Genomic DNA, 23489 nt, shown 5'->3' on the forward strand with positions numbered 1-23489 from the left:
AGGGGAATGAGGCGCTAATTCGGATTCAGCCCGTGGCCGCGCGTATCGAGAGCGACCTTGAAGTGGCTCTCCGCCGCGTTGATAACCGGGGTCGGCGTCGAAGGGTCAAAGACGCGCAGGAGTGAGAAGCGGAAGCTCTTCGGGTCGAGGCACTTCGAGTCGCGGTTGTCGCCGTGCCCGTTGGTCGCGTAGGCGTTCCAGCGCTGGCGAATGTTCTCCGCGCCGTCCGCTTTGCCCACATACCGCCGCCCGTCGCGTGTGTCCGTAATCAGGTACACACCGATCACGGACGACAGCGCAGTGCGCCACGAGGCGTATCGATGCTCCCGCATCACCGCCTGCAGCTGCGCGTGATCCAGGATAAGGCGATCGAAGCCAGGAAACGGAACGGGCTGAGCATCGGCAATCTCCATCACCGGGTATCCAGCAGCCGTCGGGCCATTGAGCCGCCAGGTGCGCGGCGATCGCCAACCGATCACCAGGCGGTTTCGAAGGTCCGCCATGCGCGCGGATTCGACAAGGTCGAAGGTGCGGCGCACCCCGTCATTTTCGGTCTCGCCGCGATTCTCTACGACAGACCAGAGGCGCGAGATCGAACGCGAAGCGAAGACCTAGCAGAGCGCGATCGAGGCGATCTTCGGTGGATCCGCGGCCGGGGGAGCGAAGGCTCCTGCGCCTCGTGGCAAGACTGCCTGACTGAGCTGCAGCGCGAGCTGCACCTCGTCGGGCAACACTCCCTCCCTCGTTTCTGGGGGTACGGGAGAGGGGCGGCTGTCCCGGGTATCGAGTGCCATGCGCACTCTGCCCGGGCGGCTGCCCGAAACCACCTCGTTGGTGCCCTGCGGCTTCCATCTAGAGAATCGACCGGGTTCTCGGCCGCTCACGTCAAGGAGGTGTGCACATTGGTTCAAGGCATTGTCGTCCCGAGTGACGAAAGAGCACCCGTCGAGGTCTGCGAGTTTCGCAGCCTCGAGGACTACCAGACTGCCGTCGACGGCTGGATCGAACCCATCGATATCCCGCTGCTCGGCATCACGGTCTACGTCAACGAAGGCGCCCGACGCCGACGGATGGCACTGAACTCTCGAGCCACGCTGCTCTGGTGGTTCTTCACCCCCTCGGCACGGCTCCAAGTCATGCTGATGGGCGACGTCGTCATCCGCCGGGTGCCTCGAGGACGAGTACTCCGCGGGCGCCGTCCCCGACGACATCGCCCGCAAGCTCACCGACGGCGCCGAGTACGCGATACAGATGCGCCCCGTCGGGGGCGCCATCTGGTTCGAAACCCGCACCAGCTTCAAGTCATACTTCGACGCGCTGCTCTGGGGCATGCTCATCGCCGAACGCTGGCGCAGCACCGACGAGGTGCGCGTCGTGCGCGTCCCGCAAGACATCGAGGACTGACACCTCCGACCACGGCGGGCAGCACGGTTCGGGCTGAGTGCTCCGCGCACTCGCCTGACCGCGCTCCCGCCAACTCAACGTCCGGCACTCGTTCGTGTTCTGCGGTTGTTCAAGAACTTTCCCGGTTCCCGGTCGCACGCACGAAGGAGGAAGACATGGTCAGAGGACTCGTTGTACCGGCTGTCGAGGACGCAGCCGTCGAGTTGGGTGACTTCACCCAGCTCGAGGACTACCAAGCCGTCGTCGGCGGCTACGTGGAACCGGTCGACATCCCGTCGCTTGGCGTCACCATCTACGTCAATGAGGAACGGCTGCGACGGCAACTGCCGTTCGACAGCCGCGCCACGTTCCTGTGGTGGTACGAAGTGCACGAGGCGCGCCAGACCGCGATGTTGGTCGGCGACGCCGCCATCGTTGGCATCCCGAACCGTCGTGGTGAAAGCACCGACGTTCCGCACTCGCTCGTCGATATCCTCACGAAAGCCGGCGCCTGGCGAATTCAGGTGAAGTCGCTCGGTGATCCGAGGTGGCATCAGAGCCATGCCATTCACACCGACTATTTCGAGGCGCTCATCGTAGCAATGGTCACAGTCGAGCGATGGACCTCAGCGGTGAACGTACGAATTGTTCCGGTGCCGACCGACGAGCTACCTGGGGGAGTGGCGCCCGCTTCGGCGGCCTAACAACTCAGCGCACCCGCTCGAATGGCGGCGACTGCCCGGATTCGAGAACCATGAGTTCTCGTCCGGTGCGGTCGCCGCCTTCTTCACGTCCAAGGCCGTCAAGATCAGGATCCTGCCGCCTTCACTGAGCGGCACGTCCACAACGTGCCGATGGCGTTTGTGTCGAGGTAGCTTCGTTGCGAGGCCACATGACCGATCTGCCAAAGCGAAGTCTGATCACGCTCAACGCGACTCAGATCGCCGTGCTCGAGTGGATCAGAGCGGGCTGTCCGGCCGGGGTCTAACTCAAGGACAACTTCGCCCACCGGATCACCGCCCGGGCGCTCGCCAACCGCGGTTTGGCACGCATCAGCGGACACGGCCCGTCGTGGCGTGCAGAGCCCACCGAGCGTGGCCTGGCGTGGCCTGCGCCAACGGAGTACGACGCTCGTCCCGCGCGACCTGGCGTTGCAGTCGACAGACCGGCGACGTCGTCGGTTGACGAAGAGCAGGTGGACGCGACAGCACGGGCTATGCGGCGCGTTCAGAGCAAGAAGACGGCGGCGCCTCGAACGACGGTCCGCACTCGCCAAGTACAGAAACGGGAGGTCTACACGAGATACAAGGTCGTCGTCACGCGCGTGCAGGTGGCGGAGCGCTGGATACGCGCGACGGACGAAGAGGATGCCGCCAAGAAGGTCCAGGACGAGTTCAGCCAACCCTATGGCTTCTTCGGATCATGGAAGGACGTGGGGTCGGAGATTGAAGTCGCCGAAGCCGAACAGACCACCGTCATCCACCCAAACCTGTTGTCCGAGTCGGGACCGATGCTGCTCTCGCTCAAGGACGCCGGAAAGGCGCTGGGGATTCCATACTCCGCGGTCTACGAACTCACCAGTCGAGGAGACATCGAGCACACACGGATCGGATCGAGAAAGTACATCACTCGCGAATCCGTGTTGGCGTTCATCAAGGAGAACACCCATCGCGGCTACTCCGAGTGAGTGGGCAATCGTGCTCTGAGGCGGGCCCCCTCACCTGAGTAGACTTTGAGGGTCCGCCTCTGTAGCTCAAGGGAAGGTTCCGTCCTAAGGAAACGGTTGGGAGTTCGAGTCTCTCCAGGGGCACACCACACGCAAGGCCCGAGCTGGGGCGCGTGCTACTCAGGCATCGGAACCCGAAACGCATCGGCGAGAATTGCCGAATCCGCATCCGCCTCTGTCTGTTCCGCGTTCCCGGGGGCGCCCGTTGCCACAGGCATCAGTACGGTCGGAAGCAGCTTTCCGTGCCGCGCGCGTAGGTACTCCATGCTCGCCTCGGAAGACGGGTCATAACCGAGTGCGTCCTTGATGAACTTCATCCTGTGGCGCGCATCTTGAATGATCCGCGCCCACGTGACGGCCCGGATGATCACGTGGTGCCCGGCCTCGATGTAGTCCTGGTAGACGTCATCTGCGAGGTTGCCTTGACCGAACTTGTGCTTGATACGTGAGTCGATCTCGTCGCCAACAATCCAGAACTCCCAGGTCGTGTTGACGGCGGCGAACCGCGTGTCAGCGGCCACAGTCTGGGCATAGTTCTCGATCTGGTCGAGTTGCTCCTTGCCGATCGAGACGGACGGCCGTTTGAGCTCGATCACTATGTGCTCGCGGTGGTTGCGGGACTGCTCAATGACGCGGCTCAGCATCATGTCGACGACTACGACTCGACCATCTCCATCGGTCACCGGTGCATCCAGGTCGCTCGGAGCAAGGTCGTCGCGACCGAGCAGCTGTGTGTGGGCTCGCAGCGCCGTGCGGAGGGTGTTGTCATCGACGGTGAGGGCGTACTCCTCGCGGAACACCCATGTCTCTTGAGCGAGGATTCGGTGCAGCTGTCGACGTTCGGTCACCAGCTTCTTGAGCTCGCGATCGTTGATGATCTCTTCAAGTCCGGTGAGGAATTCAAGTCGGCCGACCACTTGGTTGCCAACGCGTAGCAGTGCTCCAAGCGATGTCTTCTTTATGAGGTCGCTCAGTTCATCCGCTTGTTCCGGCGTGAGGTTGAGCACTTCCTCAAGGATATGACGGACATTCGACGGGCTCGTCTCGACGGCGTTCTTCAGCAGCTCGAGTGAGAGCTTCCGTGATGAAAAGTCTGTCTTCTCGACGACCGGAGCGGCCGCAACCGCGACGATGTCGAAGATGCCGCGTGCCGCTTCCTCGACCTTGTTCTTCGGAGGTTCGCGGAAGGGATAGGAGTCTTCGTCCCTCCACCGCTTGATGAGCCGAGCCGAGCGCTCCTCCTCCTTCGCCGAGAAGTGCTTCCGGAGTGCGTCGCGAGCCGCCTCGATAACAGACTTGATGGGCTCGGGCGCGCCGTCTTCGAGTGTCAGCAGGCTACTGTCGGCGACGAAGCCGCCCCACTTCACGTATCCCGTGAAGTGATAGCCCGGTGCCTGGATCCCGGGCTTCATGTCGTGGAGCGAATTGCCGGCCTGATCGCAGAGGTAAAGGTGACGTTGCACCGGCGACTTCCACTCGATCACAGTAAGGACAATCGGATCGTCGATGCCTTCTATGAGTATGGGGATGTCGACCTGATCCTTCTTGAGCGCTTCGACGTTGAGGTGCTGGCCGCGCCATGACAAATCCAGACCGTACTGTTCGATTTGGAGCGCGAAGGTGGTCAGGAGGTCCTCGGCGACCACGTCGGACTCCACGTAGGACGCGCCGCGCTGCGATAGCGACGTGATCTCCACGGCGACGCCGGTTCGAGCACCGGGTGCGGCCGTTAGGTCTGAGACTGTGAAGCGTTTGAGCTCGGCCTTGTTGGCTGAGATCGAGAACCGGACACGCCCATCGGCGGTGCTGTCTGCGACGCTCGTCCACCGGACGGAGTCACCGATGCCGAGCGCTGCCCAGCGCCCCTCGCCACGCTCGCCATGGAGCGAGCGGCCACCAGGGCTCTGCTGCGTCAAACGCTTCCATGAGTGCCCGAGCGCCCCGAAAGTCTGTTTGCGATCGTCCGGCGCTATGCCGGCGCCGTCGTCGTTGACGGTGATTCTCTCCGGGGCTCCCAGCGCGCCGTACTCGATGTCGAGCGCAATACTCGTGGCATCTGCGTCGATCGCGTTCCAGACCAACTCGGCGAGCGCCACCTTGGGCGTCTTGGCAAGCGTGACGAGGTGCGCGTTCTCGACCACAACATCGAGGTTCTCCATTTGCCTAGCATCGCATGAGCTTCGGACGGGCGATCGGATCGTCTCACCGAGGAGCCGCCATAAACCCGGCCCTGTTCGCGCGTGGCCGATGTCCGAGGTTCCACCTAGCATCGCGACGCAGCACACCCGGACCGAAGGAACCCAATGTCACCTACAACCGCCACATACCCGGTCGCGATCGCGCGAATCAGCGAAGACGACTCGCGTGAGGCCCAGAATCTGCGAGCGATCCGATGGCTACTCGAACAGCAGGGTGGCCCCGTGGTGATCGTGACGCCGCAGAAGGACTTCTCTAGCGACAGCCTCAAGCGCCTGAGCAGGCGTCCCGGTGTCACCCAGCGCACGTGGCGTGGGTTCTCGATCGGAACGCTTCAAAGTCACCGAGTCGTCTACTGCTGGCCGGACCGCCAGCATCTCAACGATCTGTGGGACGCCGAGGCGGACGCGCTGGTCGTGATCGAGCATGGCGGAGCAGAGGCCCACGAGTGGATCGAGGATGCCAACCCCATCCAACTCCTGAAAGATACGACGGTGCTGCCAAACGCGGATCTACAGCAGGCAGCACCGGGCGAGCCGCTACCAGGCGGCGTTGAGGGGATCCTTGAGTACGTCGCCTCGATGGCAGCTGGGTACTCGTCGGGGCTCAAATGGAATGAGGAGGACATGCTCAAGGCAGACATGATGAACCGTCCGGAGCGTTGGACATCAATCACCGTGGAGCAAGTGCGCACGAAATGCCGCGAACTGAAGATGCGGCCAGACGACGTCGACACCGTGGCTGGGTTCGTGCAGCGGCGCAAGGAGGGTCGCCGCTTCATAGTTCGAGGCTCATACAAGGATTTCCAGTTCAACTGAGTCGCGGCTGGGCATGGGTTCCGAAGTATGCGACACGGTTCCAGAATCCTTGGTCCGGATAAGTCTGAGACCTCGGGCGAGGTAGCGCGCGGGCGTGCCCCGGCCGGTTTCGCATCGACGAGTCGCCGCGGGGTCGTCGGACTCACTCGGTAGATTGAGACTGAGGTTTCCCCGGACGAATTGAGCTCACCTGTGACGAACAACGACGTACACGTAAGTAGCATCCACGACGTGTTAGAGCAGTACCGAAAGGTCGCGTTCGACGAGTATGACAAGGGCGCGCACTTCGAGCGGTTGATGCAGGCGTTTCTTCGCACCGAGCCGCAGTACGCCGAGTTGTACGACGAGGTGTGGCGCTGGTCGGAGTATCCCGAGCGTGGGGCCCGTCCCGACACGGGCGTCGATCTGGTTGCCCGGAGCCGCGACACGGGTGAACTCACCGCGATTCAGTGCAAGTTCTTTGCACCTACAACCACGGTGACGAAGCCAATGCTCGATTCCTTCCTCTCCGCGTCCGGAAAGATGACCGTCGACTACACACCAGAGTTCGCCTCGCGCCTTGTGATCTCGACGTCGGACACCTGGGGAAAGAACGCCGAGGACGCGATAGTCGGGCAGTCGATTCCCGTTGAGCGTCTTCGCGTGCAAGACCTCGATGACTCGTCGATCGACTGGTCGCAGTTCGTGTGGAACGAGCCCGCGAAGCTCGAGAAGAAGCGACTCAAGACCCCGTTCGACTATCAGCGCACCGCCATCAACGATGTCGTCGCGGGCTTCACCGGGCGCGATCGCGGGAAGCTCATCATGGCGTGTGGCACGGGGAAGACCTTCACCTCGCTGCGCCTCGCGGAGAAGGTCGTCCCGCTGGGCGGAACCGTCCTGTTCCTCATGCCGTCGATCGCTCTGTTGTCGCAGACGCTCAAGGAGTGGACGATTCAGGCCGAGGTTCCGATCCGCTCGTTCGCGGTGTGCTCGGACGTGTCGGTCGGCAAGCGTCGCACCGAAGAGGACATTCCGATCACTGACCTTGCATTCCCCGCTACGACGAACGCTTCGGCTCTCGTCAAGCAGTTCTCGCAGGGCGACGGCTCCGACAAGCTCAACGTGGTCTTCTCGACCTATCAGTCACTCCCGGTCATCTCGAAGGCGCAGGGGATGGGGCTGCCGGAGTTCGACTTGATTGTCAGCGACGAAGCGCACCGGACGACGGGCGCGGCGATGAGCGATGACGATGAGTCCGCGTTCATGAAGGTGCACGACCAGGCCTTCGTGCAGGGCAAGAAGCGCCTCTACATGACCGCGACGCCGCGCATCTTCTCGGACGGCACCCGCAAAAAGGCAGGGGAGATCGGCGCGAAGCTCGCCGACATGGATGACGAGTCGGTCTACGGACCGGAGTTCCACCGTCTCGGTTTCGGTCAGGCAGTCAGCATGGGTCGCCTCACTGACTACAAGGTGCTTGTGCTCGCCGTGGACGAGGGTTTTGTCGCTCGCGAGTTCCAGGGCTTGATGTCGCAGGACGGCTATGAACTCGCGATGGAGGACACCGCGAAGATCGTCGGCACCTGGAACGGACTGTCAAAGCGATCGGTGATCCCCGGGGAGTACCAGGACGACCCATCGCCGATGCAGCGAGCGGTGATGTTCGCCAAGGACATCGCGACCTCACGCAAGCTCGCGGATGCGTTCCAGCAGGTCGTGGAGGGAGAGATCGATCGCATCGAAGCATCGGGCGAGGACTCCGCCCGACTTCTTCACGCTGAGGCACGTCACGTCGACGGCACGCAGTCGATGCTCGTGCGCAATGAGAAGCTCGACTGGCTCAAGGAGCCGTCCCCGGAGAGCACCGTCCGCATCCTCTCGAACGCGAAGTGCCTTTCCGAAGGTGTGGACGTTCCCGCGCTTGACGCGGTGATGTTCATGAACGCACGCAAGTCCGTTGTTGACGTCGTGCAGTCGGTTGGTCGCGTCATGCGCAAGATGGCGGGCAAGAAGTTCGGCTACGTCATCCTCCCCATCGGCATCCCGAGCGGAGTCGAACCCGACGAGGCGCTGAACAACAACGACAAGTACCGGGTCGTATGGCAGGTGCTCCAGGCACTCCGCGCGCACGACGAACGCTTCGACGCCGAGGTCAACAAGATCGACCTCACCAAGAAGACCAACCGGCTCATGGTCGACGTGATCGGCGCAGGCGGTGGCAAGAGTGACGACGAGGAAGACTCGGCAACCAAGGGTGCCGACAAGGTGCAGTCGGCTCTGCAGCTTGACTTCTCGAAGATCGAAGCGTGGCGCGATGCGATCCTCTCCAAGGTCGTTCAGAAGGTCGGTCAGCGTCGCTACTGGGAGAACTGGGCGATCGACGTCGCCGCGATCGCAGAAGCCCACTCGACCCGGATCAACGCTCTCGTCAACGGTGACAACAAGCTCATCCGCGAGGAGTTCGAGGCGTTCACCGAAGGGCTGAGGCTCAACTTGAACCCGGACATCTCGCATGACGATGCGGTGCAGATGATCTCACAGCACCTCATCACGCAGCCCGTCTTCGACGCGCTGTTCGAGGGGTACGCATTCTCGGAGAACAACCCGGTTTCGCAGGTCATGAACTCGATGGTCAAGGTGCTCGACGGTGAAAACCTGGAGAACGAGACCGTCAAGCTCGAAGCGTTTTACGAATCTGTCCGTATACGCGCTTCCGGCATCGACGATGCGGCAGCGAAGCAGACGATTGTCAAGGACCTCTACGAGAAGTTCTTCTCGACCGCGTTCTCGAAAACCAGCGAGAAGCTCGGGATCGTTTACACGCCGAACGAGATCGTGGACTTCATCATCTACTCGGTCAATGACATCCTCGAAGACGAGTTCGACGCGACGCTGTCCGATGAGGGCATCCATATCCTCGACCCGTTCACCGGGACGGGCACGTTCATCGTGCGGCTGCTGCAATCGGGGCTGATTAATCCGCACGACCTCGCGCGCAAGTACCGCTACGAGCTTCATGCGAACGAGATCGTTCTGCTCGCGTACTACGTCGCGGCGATCAACATCGAAGAGACGTACCACGAGTTGCGCGGGGGAGAGTACGTCCCGTTCGACGGCATCGTTCTCACAGACACTTTCCAAATGTTCGAAGACGATGACGAACTCGACGACATGGGCATCTTTCAGGCGAACAACGATCGAGTCGTCGCTCAGAAGGAACGCGACATCCGCGTCATCATCGGCAACCCTCCCTACTCGGCAGGGCAGAAGACCAGCAATGATGCGAACGCGAACAACGAGTACAAAACTCTCGATTCACGCATTCGGGACACCTATGGCGCTCGATCGGGTGCGACAAACAAAAACCGCTTGTTTGACAGCTACCTACGAGCGTTGAGGTGGGCTTCCGACAGGATCGGGTCAGAAGGCGTTGTCGCTTTCGTCTCGAACGGCGGTTACATCGAGTCGAACTCGGCTGACGGCGTTCGGCTGAGCATTGCTGACGAGTTCACGAGTGTCTACATCATCAATCTCAGGGGGAATCAGCGCACGTCGGGGGAGCAGTCGAGGCGCGAGGGTGGCAAAGTGTTCGGGTCGGGCTCGCGCGCGACGATCGCCATCGCATTGTTCGTCAAGAATCCAAAGCGCAGAACACCAGCAGTTCTCCACTACTTCGACATCGGCGACTATCTCAGCCGTGAACAGAAGCTAGCGAAGGTCAAATCTCTCGGCTCGTTGACCGGGATTCCGTGGCAGCACCTGGAACCCTCACCCGAGGGAGATTGGCTCGCCCAGCGAAGCGATGAGTTCACGACCTACATACCCGTCGCAGCGAAGGATGCGAAGTCCCGAGAGCTCCGAATATTGCGGCTGCGCTCCACTGGTCTCGGTTCCGGGCGTGACGCCTGGGTGTACAACTTCTCGGGTGCTGGCATGGTCAGCAACGTTTCCAGGATGATCTCAAACTTCAACTCCGAGCTTGATCGTTGGGTGTCGGCCGGACGCCCCGCCGACATTGCTTCTTTCCTAAACCGCGATGCGATGTTTGTCAGTTGGACAAGCTCCCTTGAACCCGACATCAAGCGTGAACGAAGGTCAACGTTCGATGCCACCGCATCGCAGTACGTCGCGATGTACCGCCCGTTCTCCCTCCAGCATGTCTACTTCGACTCGCAGCTGATCCATCGCCGCGCACAGCTTGCAGAGGCGTTTCCGACTCCGACGACACCGAACCAGGGCTTCTACACAACCGGGCTCGGAGCCTTGAAACCTTTCTCGGCGCTGATGGTCAAGTTCGTGCCCGACCTCAACCTGTGGGGCTCGGAGGGTGGTCAGTTCTTCCCGCGCTACACATACCGCGCTGCTGAGAGCGATCCGTCGGCACTCTTCCCGGAGGATGGCACGCTCGGCGTTTTCGACGAGGTCGATGGCAAGCTCACGGCTCCCGCGCAGTCGGGGTTCGAGCGCATCGACAACATCACCGACGAGATTCTGACCGACTACCAGCAGAGCTATGGCAATGGCGTATCCAAGGACGACATCTTCTTCTACGTCTACGGGTTGCTGCACTCGCGCGAGTACCGTGCCGAGTTCGAGGCTGACCTCAAGAAGATGCTCCCGCGTATCCCGAAGGTGAAGACGTTCAAGGAGTTCGTGAAGGCGGGACGCGCGCTCTCCGAGCTTCACCTGAACTACGAGACCGTCGAGCCGTACCCGCTCATCGAGAACCTCACGCCCAACGCCTCTCTGCGTGTCACGAAGATGCGGTACGCGAAGGAAGGTCGCCAGGACAATAAGACGACCATCATCTACAACGAGGGCGTCACAGTCACCGGTATTCCCGAGGAGGCGCAGGAGTATCTGCTCGGCTCGCGGTCGGCGCTCGACTGGATCATCGAGCGGTATCAGGTCAAGACGGACAAGGCGTCCGGAATCGTTAACGATGCGAACGCGTGGGGGGACGAGCGTGGTGACCCGCGCTACATCCTCGACCTCATCAAGCGGATCACGACGGTGAGCGTGGAGACGGTCAGGATCGTGAACGGGCTGCCGTCGCTGGAGGTCGTCGGTGCTTGAGCAACTGACGATCACTGGGGGTGCGTGTTTCGGATCGACGCCGCTCGTCCTCAAGGCGCTCCAGCGGGTCAACTTCTTCTTCGGTCCTAATGGCTCCGGGAAGACCACGATCAGTCGTGCGCTCGATGGCTCCCACGAAGCGACTGCGGGCTTCGTCTGGCACGACTCTGCACCTCTGGCGATCAAGGTCTACAACCGTGACTTTGTGAGCATGGTGCTCCGCGAGTCGAGCCGCATTCCGGGTGTCTTCGTGATCGGCGACAAGAGCGCCGAAGCCGAGACCCGTCTCGAACAGATCGAGGGGGACACCGGCGAGCGGGCTCAAGCGGTCGATGCGCTCGGGCGCGCGAACAACAGCCTGACGCAAGCTCAGACGGCAGACTCCGACGCCAATGCTGCGTTTCTGCAAACGGCATGGGACGCGTACAAGGCGTTCACCGACGCGAACCCTTCGCTCAAACCCGCCTTCACGGGGGCAGGAGGGATCGGCAACTCTAAGCAGACGCTTGTCGATCGGCTCTTGGCGCTCCCCGCCAAAGATGAGCCGGTTCCGGTGCTCGCCGACCTCACCTCAAACGCAGAAGCGGTGTTCTCAGGTGACAGCACCGTCGTGGGGAAGCTCGCCGCGCTTCCGGTGTTTGCGTTGCAAGATCACGAGGGCTACAAGCTGCTGGGCACCCGTGTCGTCGGGAGCGGAACAGTCACCCTCAGCGAACTCGTCGAGCAGTTGGGCAGTAGTGACTGGGTCGCCACGGGGCGTTCGTTCCTTCACGAGAGCAACGGGGTCTGCCCCTTCTGCCAGCAGACCGCTCCGGCCAACTTGGTTGCCGATCTCGCGATCATGTTCGACGACCACTACACTGCGCAACGAGCCGACATCGATGCGTTCAAAACGGAATTCGACGCATGGCAGGCGCTGCTTGCCGCCGCGGCCGACGCGCCTTCCCTCGCATCCTCTGGGTTCATAGACAAGACAGCCTTCCAGACGGCTCGGCACAAGCTCGACAAGGTGATTGCGGCGAATGCCGCGCTACTCGCGAAGAAGATCGCTACTCCGTCCGAGGCGGTCGAGTTTGAGTCCGTCGAATCGGTGTTGAAGGCTGTCAACGACGTGATTGTCGTTGCAAACAACGGCATTGACGCTCATAACAAACTCGTGGGAAGTCCTCGAACGGAGCGCCCACTTCTTGTCGGCAGGTGCTGGCGCTATCTCGCCGAGGTCTCACTCGCAGGCACGGTCGCGACGTACGAGCGGAAGCAGGAGTCCCGCGACACCGGAATCAAGACTCTTCAAAGCAAAGTCACGGAGGCGACCGGCAAGATCGCGGCTCTTGACGATGAAGTTCGATTGCTCCAACGGTCGGTGGAGTCAACCCGCCCAGTGATCGAGCAGATCAACGGCATCTTGGAGCGGAGCGGATTCACGTCGTTCAAGATCGTGGAGTCCACTTCGCTTCCAAACGGCTACATGCTGTCGCGTGGAGACGGAGAGGTAAAAGAACGGTCGCTGAGTGAGGGTGAGCGAACGTTCATCGCATTCCTCTACTACTTCCACTTGCTCGACGGACGAACCGAAGGCGCGGACGATGAACCCCGGACTCTCGCGGTCATCGATGATCCAATCTCCAGCCTCGACAGCGATGTGCTCTTCGTTGTGGGCACACTCGTGAGGCAACTCATTGGGCGCGCGGCGTCCGGTTCGGACCGGATCGAGCAAGTGCTCGTCCTGACCCACAACGTGTACTTCCACAAGGAGATCGCTCACCTGAGACAGGGTGAGAGCAGTGGCGGGCGCACGTTCTTCCTAATCCGGAAGCGACCGTCGACCCCGAGCACTGTTGAGTCGAGCCGTAAGAACCCTGTGGAGACGGAGTACGGACGACTCTGGGCGGAGGTGCGGCGAGCTATTGATGGTGAACAGATGAACATCATCGGTCTAGAGAACATCCTGCGTCGGATTCTTGAAAGCTACTTCCGCGTCATGGGCGGCGGCATCTGGGACGACGAGATTACCCCCTTGCTCAACGCCGATGAGCGGCACATCTTCCAGGCGCTCTTCCGCTGGGTCAACGATGGATCGCACTCGGTGATCGAGGACGCTTACTACTCGCCGTCGCCCATAAGCCAAGACCTGTACTTGCAGGTCTTTGCGCGCGTTTTCGCTGTGACGAAACATGAGGCGCACTATCGGATGATGCTCTACGGGAAGAAGAGCCTGGACGAGGAGGACGTGGCCGCCCTGGCTTGAGTGAGGCGGTTTCTCTTTCGCGTATGCGTCAATCGATCGGGGCAAAAATCGAGAACGCTCCTTCATCTCGGCGTCATACGGACACCGTGCTCAGTTAGCCATTGACTATCTCGCAAATGTGTCCATAATCAATCGGGTAGTTGCGCTCGTGGGACGCGACCGTGTGGATCCCGAAGGGCGACACCGGCCCGTCGAAGATGGGTTGCGATCGTCTGCGCATTGAAGCCCAGCTTCTCGCCAACGTTCGCTAGCGACAGCCCGGACAGGTAGAGCCGGCTGGCCGTTGCAACTTGCGCTTGCGTGATGACATGAACCTTCGGGCGCGCACCTCCGTGCGATTTGGCGAGATCGTTCATGGTCTGCCCCGCAAGGTAGGCCTCGAGGATTGCAGTCTGAACGTCGCCTGGCAGTTCCTTGGGCGGTCGCGGAGCCGTCCGTTGGATTGGCAGACGATCTATACGCTCAGCCCGTGCCTTTTCAATCAGAGAACGAAGTTGACAGGCTGTCTCTTTTGTATTCGAGTAAGCACCCAGGACGCCCACCGAGAAGACGGCCGATCGAACATGAGAAATCATGTCCGATCGGCCGTTTTGTTTCTGTATGTGCCCTCGCCTGTAGAGGAGTTCGCTCGAATCGTGCGTCGGCTCGCTTCTTCGAGAGCTGCTGTTCGGCTGCGGTCGCGCGCGAAAACGCGCCCGCACCGCCGGCGCGACCTCTTCGCGGCGGCGGTGCGGGTTCTCGTCTCAGACGGTGAGAGCTTCGGCGACTTTCGCCGTGTCCACGAACTGTTCGAAACGCACGATCAGTCCACCGCGCACCACGAAGTGGTGAGCGACACGCACGTCGAGGTCTTTGCCCGTGGCCTTGTTGGTGGCGGTGTAACGAGCCAGCACGACGACGTTCTCACCGTCGACGACGTAGGTGTCGTCGTGGGCGGCCCAGCCGTCCCAGTCCCGGCCGAGGATCTCCATCACGTTCGAGGTGACGCCCTCGGGAGTGCGGTAGGTTCCGGCGAGCGGGAACCCCGCCATCTCGGTCCACTCGACGTCGGGGGCCATCGTGGCGCGCAGCGCCGTGAGGTCGCCCGCCGCCGACGCGAGATACTGACGACGCACGACGTCGCGAGGCGCCGGCGAGGTGTCGAAATCGGATTCGGTGTTCAGCCCCATGTCATTTCACCCTTCGCAACCTTCGGCCCGATCTGAGCCGCGATCAGCATGCCCGAGTCAGGGTAGTGCTCGACGAGCGCCGCGGTGACCGCCGCTCCGTCCGGAGACTGTGCGACGAGGCGTTCGAACGTCGCGAGGTAATCATGCGTGTACTCGATCGCGCTGATGTCGTTCGGCGTCTCGGGGAGCCGGTGGCCGGCGACGACGACCGCCGGATCGAGGGCCTTCATCTCGTCGAGGAGGGAGACCCAGGCGCTGCGGAGCTCAGGGGTGGCGGTGTCGGCTGTCCAGACGTGTTCCTGCTGGAACACCAGGACACCGCCGAGGATGGTGCGGCTCTCCGCATGCCACAGGTAGTGCCGGTCGGGAAGCAGGGCGGATCCTCCGCGCAGCTCGAGGCGCTGACCCTCGATGTCGATGCCATCGCCGGCGAGCGGAGTGATGGGCGTCAGACGCGTGGGGAGGTTCGCGCCGAGTGCCGCCCACGCGCCGAGCTTGCCCTCGAACGACGCCTGGATGTGCTCGATCACGATCGGGGTCGCGACCAGCTCGGCATTCGGGAAGGCGTCAGCGATGATCTCCAGACCGAAGGAGAAGTCGGGGTCGGCGTGGCTGACGAACACCGTCGTGAGCTTCTTGCCGGAGTCGAGGATGGCGGCGACGAGGCGGTGGCCGTCCGCCAACGTGAATCCGGCATCGATCAGAACGGCTTCGGTCTCGCCCGTGACGAGCACAGCGGACTTGTTCTTCGACCCGACCGGGAAGTCCAGATCGAGTACCTCGAAAGTGAGTGACATGGCAGCGAATGATCCTTCCTGAGGGAGGCCCGGAGGCATCCGGGTCGTGCACACGTGTGTGATGCACGATCAGGACAACAAAAGCTGACTGCTCAGCTATTCCCGCACCCTCGGTCCGGATCCGACGTCACGGCATCGGAGGCAGAGCCCGCGCAGCGTTGACGCTGAGGGTGCGGAGGGAACGGGCGAAGATCGCCGCGTCGTCGGCGCTGAGGACGTCGACGATATACCGCTCGATGTTGCGGGTATGGATCGCGCTCGCTCGCAGCAAGAGGTCGCGTCCCGCGTCTGTCAGCGTGATCAGCTGCACGCGTGCGTCCGTCTCCGACGGGGTACGGGCGACGAGTCCTTGGTCCACCCCACGCTGGACGAGGCGGGTTGCGCCGCCGGAGGTCAGAACCCTGCCCTGTGCGATGTCACGCACCGGAAGACCGCCGTCCCCACTGCGCCCCACCATGAGCAGGAGTTCGAACAGGGTGTGGCTGAGACCCGTGTGGGATTCGAGATCGCGACCCAGGATGTACTCGAGTCGGTTCGCCGCACCTATCAGCCGGCCGAAGATCAGGATTCGCGGATCGTTGGCCGCTTCCTGCGGGGTGTGGAACATGTGGTCGGCGGTCACCCCCTGATGATATGGCGGTCCCGCAATTCAGCGCCCTCCGACGCCCGTCGACCGGCCCTCGGACACGTGCGGCACCGGGTATCGCCGCGTCGGTTCACGCCCCCTGATACGTCCGCAGCTGTGCGAGCAGCGCCGGAGCGCCCGCGTCGAAACGACGTCCGCCCACCACGATGCCGATCGCGAACACGACGACTCCGAGCACGGGCCCGACCGCGAGGGCGATCCATCCGGCCACGGCCGAACCGCCGAACGCGGCGATCAGCGCGGGGATCACGGCGGGCAATGACAGGACGGCGACGAGCACCCAGCACGCGAAGAACGTCAGGAACATCGCGAACGTCGACCCCGGCACGCGTTTGAACGGCGAATCGCCGGGCGCCGGCGTCGGGATGACGAGGAACGCCGAGCTCACGGCGCTCACCCCGAGCCCCACCAGGGTGAGGGCGAGAGAGGCGCCGAGCACCGCCGGGAGTAGGTCCCAGCGCGCGGCGATGCCGAGGGTGACGAGGTCGGCGAGGATGACCAGGGGAACGCTGACGGTCGCCGCGCCGAGCATGCGTCCGAGGCGGTCGTCGCGTCCGCGGATGCCGGTCTGCATGACCGTGGCGAAGGCGGTGCCGTCGTACGAGACATCGGTGTACGCGAGGATCCCGGCGAAGAAGCCCACGAGCAGCCCCGACAGGGCGAAGAACGCGGACGACAGGTTCCACTGCGAGTACAGCAGGATGAGCACCGGCGCGAACGGGATCAACAGCAGCTGCTTGATGTAGCGCATGTCCCGCGTCCACGACGTGAGCGAGCGCGCCCAGGTCGCGCCCACGGGACTCGAGGGCATGACCCCGAACCAGCCCAGCGAGCCCGAGCGACGGCGAGCCGCGGAGCGGGCCGGGGGAGCGACGACCGAGGCCGCCAGACTGCGGTTCCACAGCAGCCAGAGCACCGACAGCGTGGCGGCGGCGATGACGAACCTCACCACCGCGGGAAGCCACGCGCCGGCGGCGAGGTCGCCCGGTACGGCCCAGGCCGCACCGATCGGCGTCCACGCGACACCGTCGACGATCGACTGCATCTGCACGCCCTGGTCGGTCGCCGCACGGACGCCGTTGAGGATGCCGACCAACAGGGGGCTGGCGAAGATGAGCACCGCGAAGCCGATGAGGCCGATGAGCTCGCGCGTGCGTCGTCCGCCGCCGAGGCCGCCCGCCAGGGCCGCCACCGCCCGCGAGGCGACCACGCAGATGAGCACGCCCAGCGGCACGCAGACGAGCGCCGCGATCGCCGCGACGGGTTCGCGCAGCCACACGAGGAAGGTCAACAGGGCGCCGAGGCTCGTGGCGATCCCGGGAACGCCGGTGAGCCCGCCGGCGGTGATGGCCACCATCATCTGCCGCGTCGTCATGGGGAACGGCGCGAGCTTGGCGGGGTCGAGGGTGGTGTCGATCCCCGCGGCGAACACCGGGCCGATCACCCATCCGAGCGTCAGCACGGCGCCGCCGGCCGTGACCGCCGCCCGCGCGATGTCGAAATCGAGGGTGCCGATGAAGAAGAGGCCGACCCCGGCCAGCAGCAGCATCCAGAGGGCGCCGATGACACCGAAGATGAAGCCGACCAGCTGCATGGGGCTCCGCGTGAGGGTGTTGCCCAGCACGCGGAACCGGATCCTCAGGACTGTCGCAACCACTGGGGCCCCTCCGCGTGGTGGCGTCCGCCGACGAGGTCGACGAAGCGGTCCTGCAGGGTCGCGCCCGCGCGCACCTCGTCGACGGTTCCGGATGCCAGCAGCCGGCCCTGCGCGATGACGGCGACGTGGTCGCACATGCGCTGCACGAGGTCCATCGAGTGGCTCGACACGATGACCGTGCCGCCCGATGCGGTGTAGCCGCGCAGGATGTCCTCGATGTTCGCGGCCGAGACCGGGTCGACCGATTCGAAGGGCTCGTCGAGCACGAGCAGGCGGGGCGCGTGCACGAGGGCGCACGCGAGGGCCACCTTCTTGGTCATGCCGGCGGAGTAGTCGACGACGGGGGTGCCCGCCGCCTCGCCCAGGTCCATGATGCGCAGCAGATCGGCGGTGCGCGCGGCGACCTCGTCGCGCGCGAGGCCGAACATCATGCCCGTGTAGGTGACCAACTGCTCGCCGGTGAGGCGGTCGAACAGGCGGACGCCGTCGGCGAGGTTGCCGATGAGCTTCTTGGCCTCGACCGGCTGCGCCCAGACGTCGACGCCGTGGATGCGCGCGACGCCCGCATCGGGGCGCAGCAGACCCGTCGCCATCGACAGGGTCGTGGTCTTTCCCGCGCCGTTCGGGCCGACGAGGCCGTAGAACGACCCCGCGGGCACGGTGAGGTCGAGCCCCGCGACCGCCGTCTTCTCGCCGAACCGCTTCATCAAGCCGGTGAGCTCCATGGCGGGCAGTGAGTCGGTCGACGTCGGCGGTGCGACGGCGTCGGGGAGGGCGGACGGCGGCGGTACGTCACGGGGAATATCGGTCACCCTCCGAACCTATCGGCGGGCCCGGTCCGACCGCAGCAATCGGTTCGACCGTGCGTTCAGTAGCGGATCGCGTCGATCACCCGCACCCGCACCGCCACCAGCGCGGGCAGCAGCCCCGCGAGGGCCCCCACGGCGGTGGCGGCGATGAGGCCGGTGATCGCGGCATCCACGGGGAACGGCGGGAAATCGCTGACCATGCCCTGTCCGATGAGATCGCGCATCGCGGGGGACTGCACGGCGATGATCGACACCGCGACCCCCACGGCGCCGGCGACCACGGTGGCGACGACGCTCTCCATCATGACCGCGAAGAACACGCGACCGGCCGTCGCACCGAAGCTGCGTCGGATGCCGATCTCGCGCACGCGCTGCTTCACCGTCACGAGCGCGATGTTCACCAGACCCAGGGCGCCGAGCAGCAGCACGAGCACCGCGATGCCGATGACCACCATCTTGGTCACGAGGAACGGATCGTCACCGTACTGCGCCCAGTCCTGACGGTTGGCGTTGACCTCGACTCCCTCGCCGAGGGAGCCCGCGAGGTCGCGCTTGATGAGGGTCGTCAGCTGGTCGGCGAGCTCCGGGGGGATCCACATCTCGTACTGCGTCTGCGGGGCTCCGCCGCCGTACGGATCGACGGCGACGGCCGACGATCCGCGCTCCCCGGTCGCGGCGTCCTGCATCGCCTGCAGTTGCCCGGCGAGCATGAACATCGAGGGCTCCACCTCGTAGTCCGCCGCCGGGGTGACGCCGACGACGACGGCGGTCACCCCGCCCGCGGGGATCCCGGATGCGGCGTTCGGCACGCCTTGACCGCCTAGAGCCACGAGGGGGTGGCTCTCGAGGGGCGGGCGTCCCATGCGGTCCCAGAAGACCTCGTTGACGATGAGCTGCGGGGCCAGCTGAGCGGCATCCGCCGACGTGAACCACTCGCCCTCGAGCATGCGCACGCGGTGCATCTCGCCGTAGGGCTGATCAACAGCCTGCGTCGCGACCTGCGCGGCACCGGTCGAGAAGGGCACGAGCTGCTGGATGCTCTGCACGCGGCTGGCGTACGACACCTGGTAGCGGTCGACGACCTCCGACCAGGCGGCGTCCATCGCCGCCGCGTCGAGGGCGGACCCGTCGGTGCGATACGCCTGGACGTACAGGGTGGCCGGCCGGCCGCTCGAGCGCTCGCTGAGCTCTTCGTTGGCCTGCTGCACGATGGCGCCGAGGGCGACCACCGTGGTGAGGGAGCAGACGGCGACGGCGACGCCGATGAGCGACAGCAGCACGCGCGTGCGGTGCACCCGCACCTCTTGCCAGGCTTCGAGCAGGGCGCCCACGAGGGCGGTCAGCGCGCGCATCAGGCGTCTTCCTTCTCGGACGCGTCACCGGATGCCGTGGCGACGGGCGGGGCGGAGGGCTCGACGCGGAGGGGCGCATCGGGCGCGAACCCCAGGTCGGCGAGGGCGTCGGAGTCGGTCGGGGCCGCCCCGTCGCCGGCGTGCGCGACCGCCGGGTCGGCGAGGACGAGGGCCGCGGCACCCGCACCGGGCGCCATCTCTTTGCGGTCGCGGCGCGTCAGCGGCTCGAGAGTCGGGTCGTCGACGGGGGTGAGGATGCCGCGATCGAGGCGGAAGTGCCGACGGGCGCGCCGCGCGATCATCGGGTCGTGGGTGATGACGACCTGCGCGGCGCCCGTCCGGGTGGCGACGTCGTCGATGAGTTCCATCACGCTCTGCCCGGTGTCGAGGTCGAGAGCCCCGGTAGGTTCGTCCGCAAGGATGAGGCGCGGCCCGCGCACGAGCGAGCGGGCGATCGCGACGCGCTGCTGTTCTCCGCCCGACAGGCGGTCGGGCATGCTGTTGAGCCGGTGCTCGAGCCCGACGAGCTCGAGCATCTCGGCGGCGATCCTCTTGCGACGCCAGAACGTGCGGCCGGTCGAGTACAGCAGCGGCATGGTCACGTTCTCGAGCGCCGTGCGGCCGGGCAGCAGGTTGAACTGCTGGAAGACGAAGCCGATCGCGGCCCCGCGCAGTCGGTCGCGTCGCGCCGCCGATAGAGCGCGGACGGGCTTGTCGTCGAAGGTGATCTCACCGCTGGTGGGCTGGTCGAGCAGACCGAGCAGGTTCAGGAGCGTCGACTTGCCCGACCCGGAGCGACCGACGATCGACACGTGGTCGCCGGGCTCGATGGTCAGATCGACGCCCGACAGGATCGTCAGGGCGGGCTGATCCTGCGGGATCACCGTGCGGGTGACCTCGCGCAGCGCGAGCAGGCTCATCCGGCCGGCGCCGGTTCGCAGAACATCGAGCCGTCGGGGTAGGTGGTACACCCCTCGTTCCCGGCGGCGAGGGCACCGGGCGCGAACTCGAGGATCTCCTCGCCCTCGGCGAGACCCTGGGTGATCTGCACCTGGGTGCCGTCGGTGAGTCCGAGGGCGACGGCGCGTTCTTCGGTGCTGCCATCGGCGGCGCTCACCCAGACCGTGCCGCTCTGCGCCGCACCCCGCACGGCGGTCGTGGGCACCAGCAGCACGTTCTCGGCGCGGCCGCCCGCGATGGTCATCTCGGCCGCGAGCCCCGAGAACACCGTCACCTCGCCCGGAACCCCGCAGGTCGCGGTCGTCGAGGCGCCCGAGGCGCCCGTGCCGGCCGCCGCGCCCTCGGTCCCCGACGTCGAGGACTCGCCGCCGCCGCTGCCGGCGAGCGGGGTCGTGATGCGCAGGTTGCCGCACGTGAAGGCGGCGGGCCCCCCGGTGATCGTGACGGTGGCCTCGGTGGGACGGTTGAGCAGCCGGTACTGCTGGGCGGGCTCCAGGGTGCCCGACACCGAGTAGCTCGGCGGTGCGACGTTGCCCGCGACCGCGCCGATCGTCACCTCTTGGCCCGAGATGACGCTGAGGGCGCTGAGGGTGCCGCCGGCGGGCGCCGTGACGTTCTCCCACCGGAAGATGGCCGGCTTGGGCTTGCCCTCGGCGTCCACGCTGTCGGCGGGGTCGCGCTCGATCGGCACCTTGACGTCGAAGACCACGTCGCCGGCGTTGACCTGCGCCCCCTGGGCGATGAAGATCTTGTTCACCGTTCCGGCGGCGGTGGACTTCAGCGGCACGGCCGCGTCGGCTGAGACGGTCGCCTTCATGACGACGTCGTTCGTGATCGTGCCGAGGGCGGCGACCACGCGGGGCTCGACGATCGCGCCGGTCGGTTCGGCCGGGGCCGCGTCGGCGGGCCGATCCGGGAAGAACGCCAGCTTCACGAGGGCGACCGCGAGGATCGCCACGAGAAGGATGCGCAGAATCGGAAAGACCCACGTGCGTGCGATCCCCATGAAGCCCCCCGGATGTCGGAACCGTCGTCGACGACGCGATTTCTCTCACCCTAGGGGTGCGCGTGTTTCGTCGATGTATGGCTCCGACCGGGTGAACGACGGATGCCACGACCCCGGCCGTGCAAGGACGGCGGGGTCGTGGCATCCGGTGTCGCGAGGGGATTACTCCTTCGGCGGCGAGACCACGCGGGGCTTCGACGGGTCGAGGGGAGCGCCCGTCGCCAGGCGCGAATGACGGCGCGAGTACGCGAAGTAGATCGCGAACCCGATGGCCAGCCAGATGAGGAAGCGCAGCCAGGTCTCGACCGAGAGGTTGAGCATGAGGTACGTGCAGATGAGCGCCGAGAGGATCGGGAGCACGGGGTTGAACGGCACACGGAAACCGCGCTTGAGGTCGGGACGGTTGCGGCGCAGCACGATGACGCCGACAGACACGAGCACGAACGCCGACAGGGTGCCGATGTTCACCATCTCTTCGAGGACGCCGATGGGAGTGAACCCGGCGACCACCGCGACGATGGCCGTGACGATGACGGAAATCACCCACGGCGTACGGAAGCGGGGGTGAACCTTCGCCAGTGTGCCGGGCAGCAGGCGGTCGCGCGACATCGCGAAGATGATGCGGGTCGCGCCGATCATCAGCGTCAGCACCACGGTGGTGAGACCCGCGACGGCTCCCGCAGCGATCACGGTGGCCATCCACGTCTGTCCGTGGAATGCGAAGGCGTTGGCCAGGGCCGCTGCCGGGTTGAGCTGGTCGTAGGGCACCATGCCGGTGACGACGATCGCGACGGCGCAGTAGAGGATCGTGCAGATCACCAGCGACGCGATGATGCCGATCGGCAGGTCGCGCTGGGGCCGCTTGGTCTCTTCGGCGGTGGTGGCGACGACGTCGAAGCCGATGTAGGCGAAGAACACCAGGGCCGCACCCGCCAAGATGCCGCCGACGCCGAACGTGGCGGGCTCCAGACCCGAGAGGAACTGCAGCAGCGGCTGCGTGAGGCCCGACGCCGACTCGGTCGGGACCGATTCCGGCACGAAGGGGCTGTAGTTGGCGGGGTTGATGAACATGATGCCCGCGATGATCACGAACAGCACGATGAACAGCTTGACCGCGACCAGCACCATGTTGACGCGGAGTGACTCCTTGATGCCGAGGGTCATCAGACCGCCCAAGACGATGACGAGCAGGATCGCGGGCAGGTCGACGACACCGCCGTACGAGAGCTCCGCCGGCAGCGTGATGCCAATCTGCTGCAGGAAGGTGCCGAGGTAGGCGCTCCAGCCCTGCGCGACGACGCTCGCTCCGAGGAACATCTCGAGGATGAGGTCCCAGCCGATGATCCAGGCGAACAGCTCGCCCAGCGAGGCGTACGAGAATGTGTAGGCCGATCCCGAGACCGGCACCGTCGAGGCGAACTCGGCGTAGCACATGGCCGCCAGGCCGCAGGCGATCGCGGCGACGATGAAGCTGATGACCACGGCGGGGCCGGCGACGTCGTGCGCGACGCGACCGGTGAGGGTGAAGATGCCGGCGCCGATCACGACGCCCACGCCGAACACGGTGAGGTCGACCGCGGTCAGGGACTTCTTCAGCCGGAACTCGGGCTCGTCGGTATCGGCGATGGACTGCTCCACCGATTTCGTACGGAAAAGGCTCACGC

Annotated in this window: 18 protein-coding genes and 1 tRNA gene; 7 read left to right on the top strand and 12 right to left on the bottom strand. The window is 64.7% G+C overall.

Annotation, left to right across the window (positions count from 1 at the left end; translation table 11 throughout):
• Window positions 1–14: 14 nt before the first annotated feature.
• The gene (locus tag BJP65_RS14370) at window positions 15–539 is read right to left on the bottom strand and encodes a GIY-YIG nuclease family protein (RefSeq protein WP_258027486.1); all 525 of its coding nucleotides are present in this window, start codon (window positions 537–539) and stop codon (window positions 15–17) included.
• Window positions 540–1251: 712 nt separating this feature from the next.
• Here BJP65_RS14370 and BJP65_RS16905 point away from each other — a divergent pair.
• The 4 genes from BJP65_RS16905 (at window position 1252) to BJP65_RS16680 (ending at window position 3193) form a co-directional block, all read left to right on the top strand.
• On the top strand, window positions 1252–1404 hold the full coding sequence (locus BJP65_RS16905; protein ID WP_219811352.1) for a hypothetical protein: 153 nt from the start codon (window positions 1252–1254) through the stop codon (window positions 1402–1404).
• Window positions 1405–1559: 155 nt separating this feature from the next.
• Window positions 1560–2087: a DUF3846 domain-containing protein gene (locus BJP65_RS16910; protein WP_070409581.1), complete on the top strand. Its 528-nt coding sequence runs from the start codon at window positions 1560–1562 to the stop codon at window positions 2085–2087.
• A gap of 491 nt (window positions 2088–2578) precedes the next feature.
• On the top strand, window positions 2579–3070 hold the full coding sequence (locus BJP65_RS14380) for a helix-turn-helix domain-containing protein (protein ID WP_156784912.1): 492 nt from the start codon (window positions 2579–2581) through the stop codon (window positions 3068–3070).
• A gap of 55 nt (window positions 3071–3125) precedes the next feature.
• Window positions 3126–3193, top strand: a tRNA-OTHER gene (locus BJP65_RS16680).
• Between the two features lie 32 nt (window positions 3194–3225).
• Here BJP65_RS16680 and BJP65_RS14385 read toward each other — a convergent pair.
• Complete coding sequence (locus BJP65_RS14385) at window positions 3226–5268, bottom strand: ATP-binding protein (protein WP_070409583.1); 2043 nt, start codon at window positions 5266–5268, stop codon at window positions 3226–3228.
• A gap of 261 nt (window positions 5269–5529) precedes the next feature.
• On the opposite strand from BJP65_RS14385, the gene BJP65_RS14390 reads away from it, so the two are divergent.
• The 3 genes from BJP65_RS14390 (at window position 5530) to BJP65_RS14400 (ending at window position 13429) form a co-directional block, all read left to right on the top strand.
• Entirely contained in the window at window positions 5530–6123 is a 594-nt protein-coding gene (locus BJP65_RS14390; RefSeq protein ID WP_219811353.1) for a hypothetical protein, read from the top strand.
• Window positions 6124–6354: 231 nt separating this feature from the next.
• Entirely contained in the window at window positions 6355–11181 is a 4827-nt protein-coding gene (locus BJP65_RS14395) for a type ISP restriction/modification enzyme (RefSeq protein WP_258027487.1), read from the top strand.
• Window positions 11174–13429: an AAA family ATPase gene (locus BJP65_RS14400; protein ID WP_070409585.1), complete on the top strand. Its 2256-nt coding sequence runs from the start codon at window positions 11174–11176 to the stop codon at window positions 13427–13429. The genes BJP65_RS14395 and BJP65_RS14400 overlap by 8 nt, the downstream gene beginning before the upstream one ends.
• Window positions 13430–13557: 128 nt before the next feature.
• On the opposite strand, the gene BJP65_RS16365 is transcribed toward BJP65_RS14400, so the two are convergent.
• The 10 genes from BJP65_RS16365 to BJP65_RS14445 all read right to left on the bottom strand — a co-directional run bounded on the left by BJP65_RS16365 (window position 13558) and on the right by BJP65_RS14445 (window position 23487).
• Window positions 13558–13785: a hypothetical protein gene (locus BJP65_RS16365; RefSeq protein ID WP_083285877.1), complete on the bottom strand. Its 228-nt coding sequence runs from the start codon at window positions 13783–13785 to the stop codon at window positions 13558–13560.
• Between the two features lie 387 nt (window positions 13786–14172).
• The gene (locus tag BJP65_RS14405) at window positions 14173–14598 is read right to left on the bottom strand and encodes a nuclear transport factor 2 family protein (protein ID WP_070409586.1); all 426 of its coding nucleotides are present in this window, start codon (window positions 14596–14598) and stop codon (window positions 14173–14175) included.
• Window positions 14589–15395 carry an MBL fold metallo-hydrolase gene (locus BJP65_RS14410; protein WP_070409587.1) on the bottom strand — a complete coding sequence of 269 codons (807 nt, stop codon included), beginning with the start codon at window positions 15393–15395 and terminating at the stop codon, window positions 14589–14591. Before BJP65_RS14410 ends, BJP65_RS14405 begins: the two co-directional genes overlap by 10 nt.
• Window positions 15396–15522: 127 nt before the next feature.
• The gene (locus tag BJP65_RS14415) at window positions 15523–16017 is read right to left on the bottom strand and encodes a MarR family winged helix-turn-helix transcriptional regulator (RefSeq protein ID WP_219811354.1); all 495 of its coding nucleotides are present in this window, start codon (window positions 16015–16017) and stop codon (window positions 15523–15525) included.
• A gap of 94 nt (window positions 16018–16111) precedes the next feature.
• Window positions 16112–17665, bottom strand: a complete 1554-nt coding sequence (locus BJP65_RS14420; RefSeq protein ID WP_258027488.1) for a hypothetical protein — start codon at window positions 17663–17665, stop codon at window positions 16112–16114.
• 14 nt (window positions 17666–17679) lie between these two features.
• Window positions 17680–18423 carry an ABC transporter ATP-binding protein gene (locus BJP65_RS14425; protein WP_055939325.1) on the bottom strand — a complete coding sequence of 248 codons (744 nt, stop codon included), beginning with the start codon at window positions 18421–18423 and terminating at the stop codon, window positions 17680–17682.
• Between the two features lie 143 nt (window positions 18424–18566).
• Entirely contained in the window at window positions 18567–19859 is a 1293-nt protein-coding gene (locus tag BJP65_RS14430) for an ABC transporter permease (protein ID WP_083285878.1), read from the bottom strand.
• Window positions 19859–20779 (bottom strand): ABC transporter ATP-binding protein, encoded by a 921-nt coding sequence (locus tag BJP65_RS14435; protein WP_083285879.1) that lies wholly within the window; start codon window positions 20777–20779, stop codon window positions 19859–19861. The genes BJP65_RS14430 and BJP65_RS14435 overlap by 1 nt, the downstream gene beginning before the upstream one ends.
• On the bottom strand, window positions 20776–21825 hold the full coding sequence (locus BJP65_RS14440; RefSeq protein ID WP_070409589.1) for an efflux RND transporter periplasmic adaptor subunit: 1050 nt from the start codon (window positions 21823–21825) through the stop codon (window positions 20776–20778). Before BJP65_RS14440 ends, BJP65_RS14435 begins: the two co-directional genes overlap by 4 nt.
• A 162-nt stretch (window positions 21826–21987) precedes the next feature.
• Window positions 21988–23487: an amino acid permease gene (locus BJP65_RS14445; protein WP_070409590.1), complete on the bottom strand. Its 1500-nt coding sequence runs from the start codon at window positions 23485–23487 to the stop codon at window positions 21988–21990.
• Window positions 23488–23489 lie beyond the last annotated feature (2 nt).

Source organism: Microbacterium sp. BH-3-3-3 (assembly GCF_001792815.1).
Classification (GTDB): Bacteria; Actinomycetota; Actinomycetes; order Actinomycetales; family Microbacteriaceae; genus Microbacterium.

What these genes read in the sequence shown, in the direction of transcription:
- BJP65_RS14430 (WP_083285878.1), bottom strand. Translation starts at nt 19,859, where the DNA reads ATGCGCGCGCTGACCGCCCTCGTGGGCGCCCTGCTCGAAGCCTGGCAA.
- BJP65_RS16905 (WP_219811352.1), top strand. Translation starts at nt 1,252, where the DNA reads ATGCGCCCCGTCGGGGGCGCCATCTGGTTCGAAACCCGCACCAGCTTC.
- BJP65_RS14405 (WP_070409586.1), bottom strand. Translation starts at nt 14,598, where the DNA reads ATGGGGCTGAACACCGAATCCGATTTCGACACCTCGCCGGCGCCTCGC.
- BJP65_RS14410 (WP_070409587.1), bottom strand. Translation starts at nt 15,395, where the DNA reads ATGTCACTCACTTTCGAGGTACTCGATCTGGACTTCCCGGTCGGGTCG.
- BJP65_RS14440 (WP_070409589.1), bottom strand. Translation starts at nt 21,825, where the DNA reads ATGGGGATCGCACGCACGTGGGTCTTTCCGATTCTGCGCATCCTTCTC.
- BJP65_RS16365 (WP_083285877.1), bottom strand. Translation starts at nt 13,785, where the DNA reads ATGAACGATCTCGCCAAATCGCACGGAGGTGCGCGCCCGAAGGTTCAT.
- BJP65_RS16910 (WP_070409581.1), top strand. Translation starts at nt 1,560, where the DNA reads ATGGTCAGAGGACTCGTTGTACCGGCTGTCGAGGACGCAGCCGTCGAG.
- BJP65_RS14435 (WP_083285879.1), bottom strand. Translation starts at nt 20,779, where the DNA reads ATGAGCCTGCTCGCGCTGCGCGAGGTCACCCGCACGGTGATCCCGCAG.
- BJP65_RS14425 (WP_055939325.1), bottom strand. Translation starts at nt 18,423, where the DNA reads ATGGAGCTCACCGGCTTGATGAAGCGGTTCGGCGAGAAGACGGCGGTC.
- BJP65_RS14385 (WP_070409583.1), bottom strand. Translation starts at nt 5,268, where the DNA reads ATGGAGAACCTCGATGTTGTGGTCGAGAACGCGCACCTCGTCACGCTT.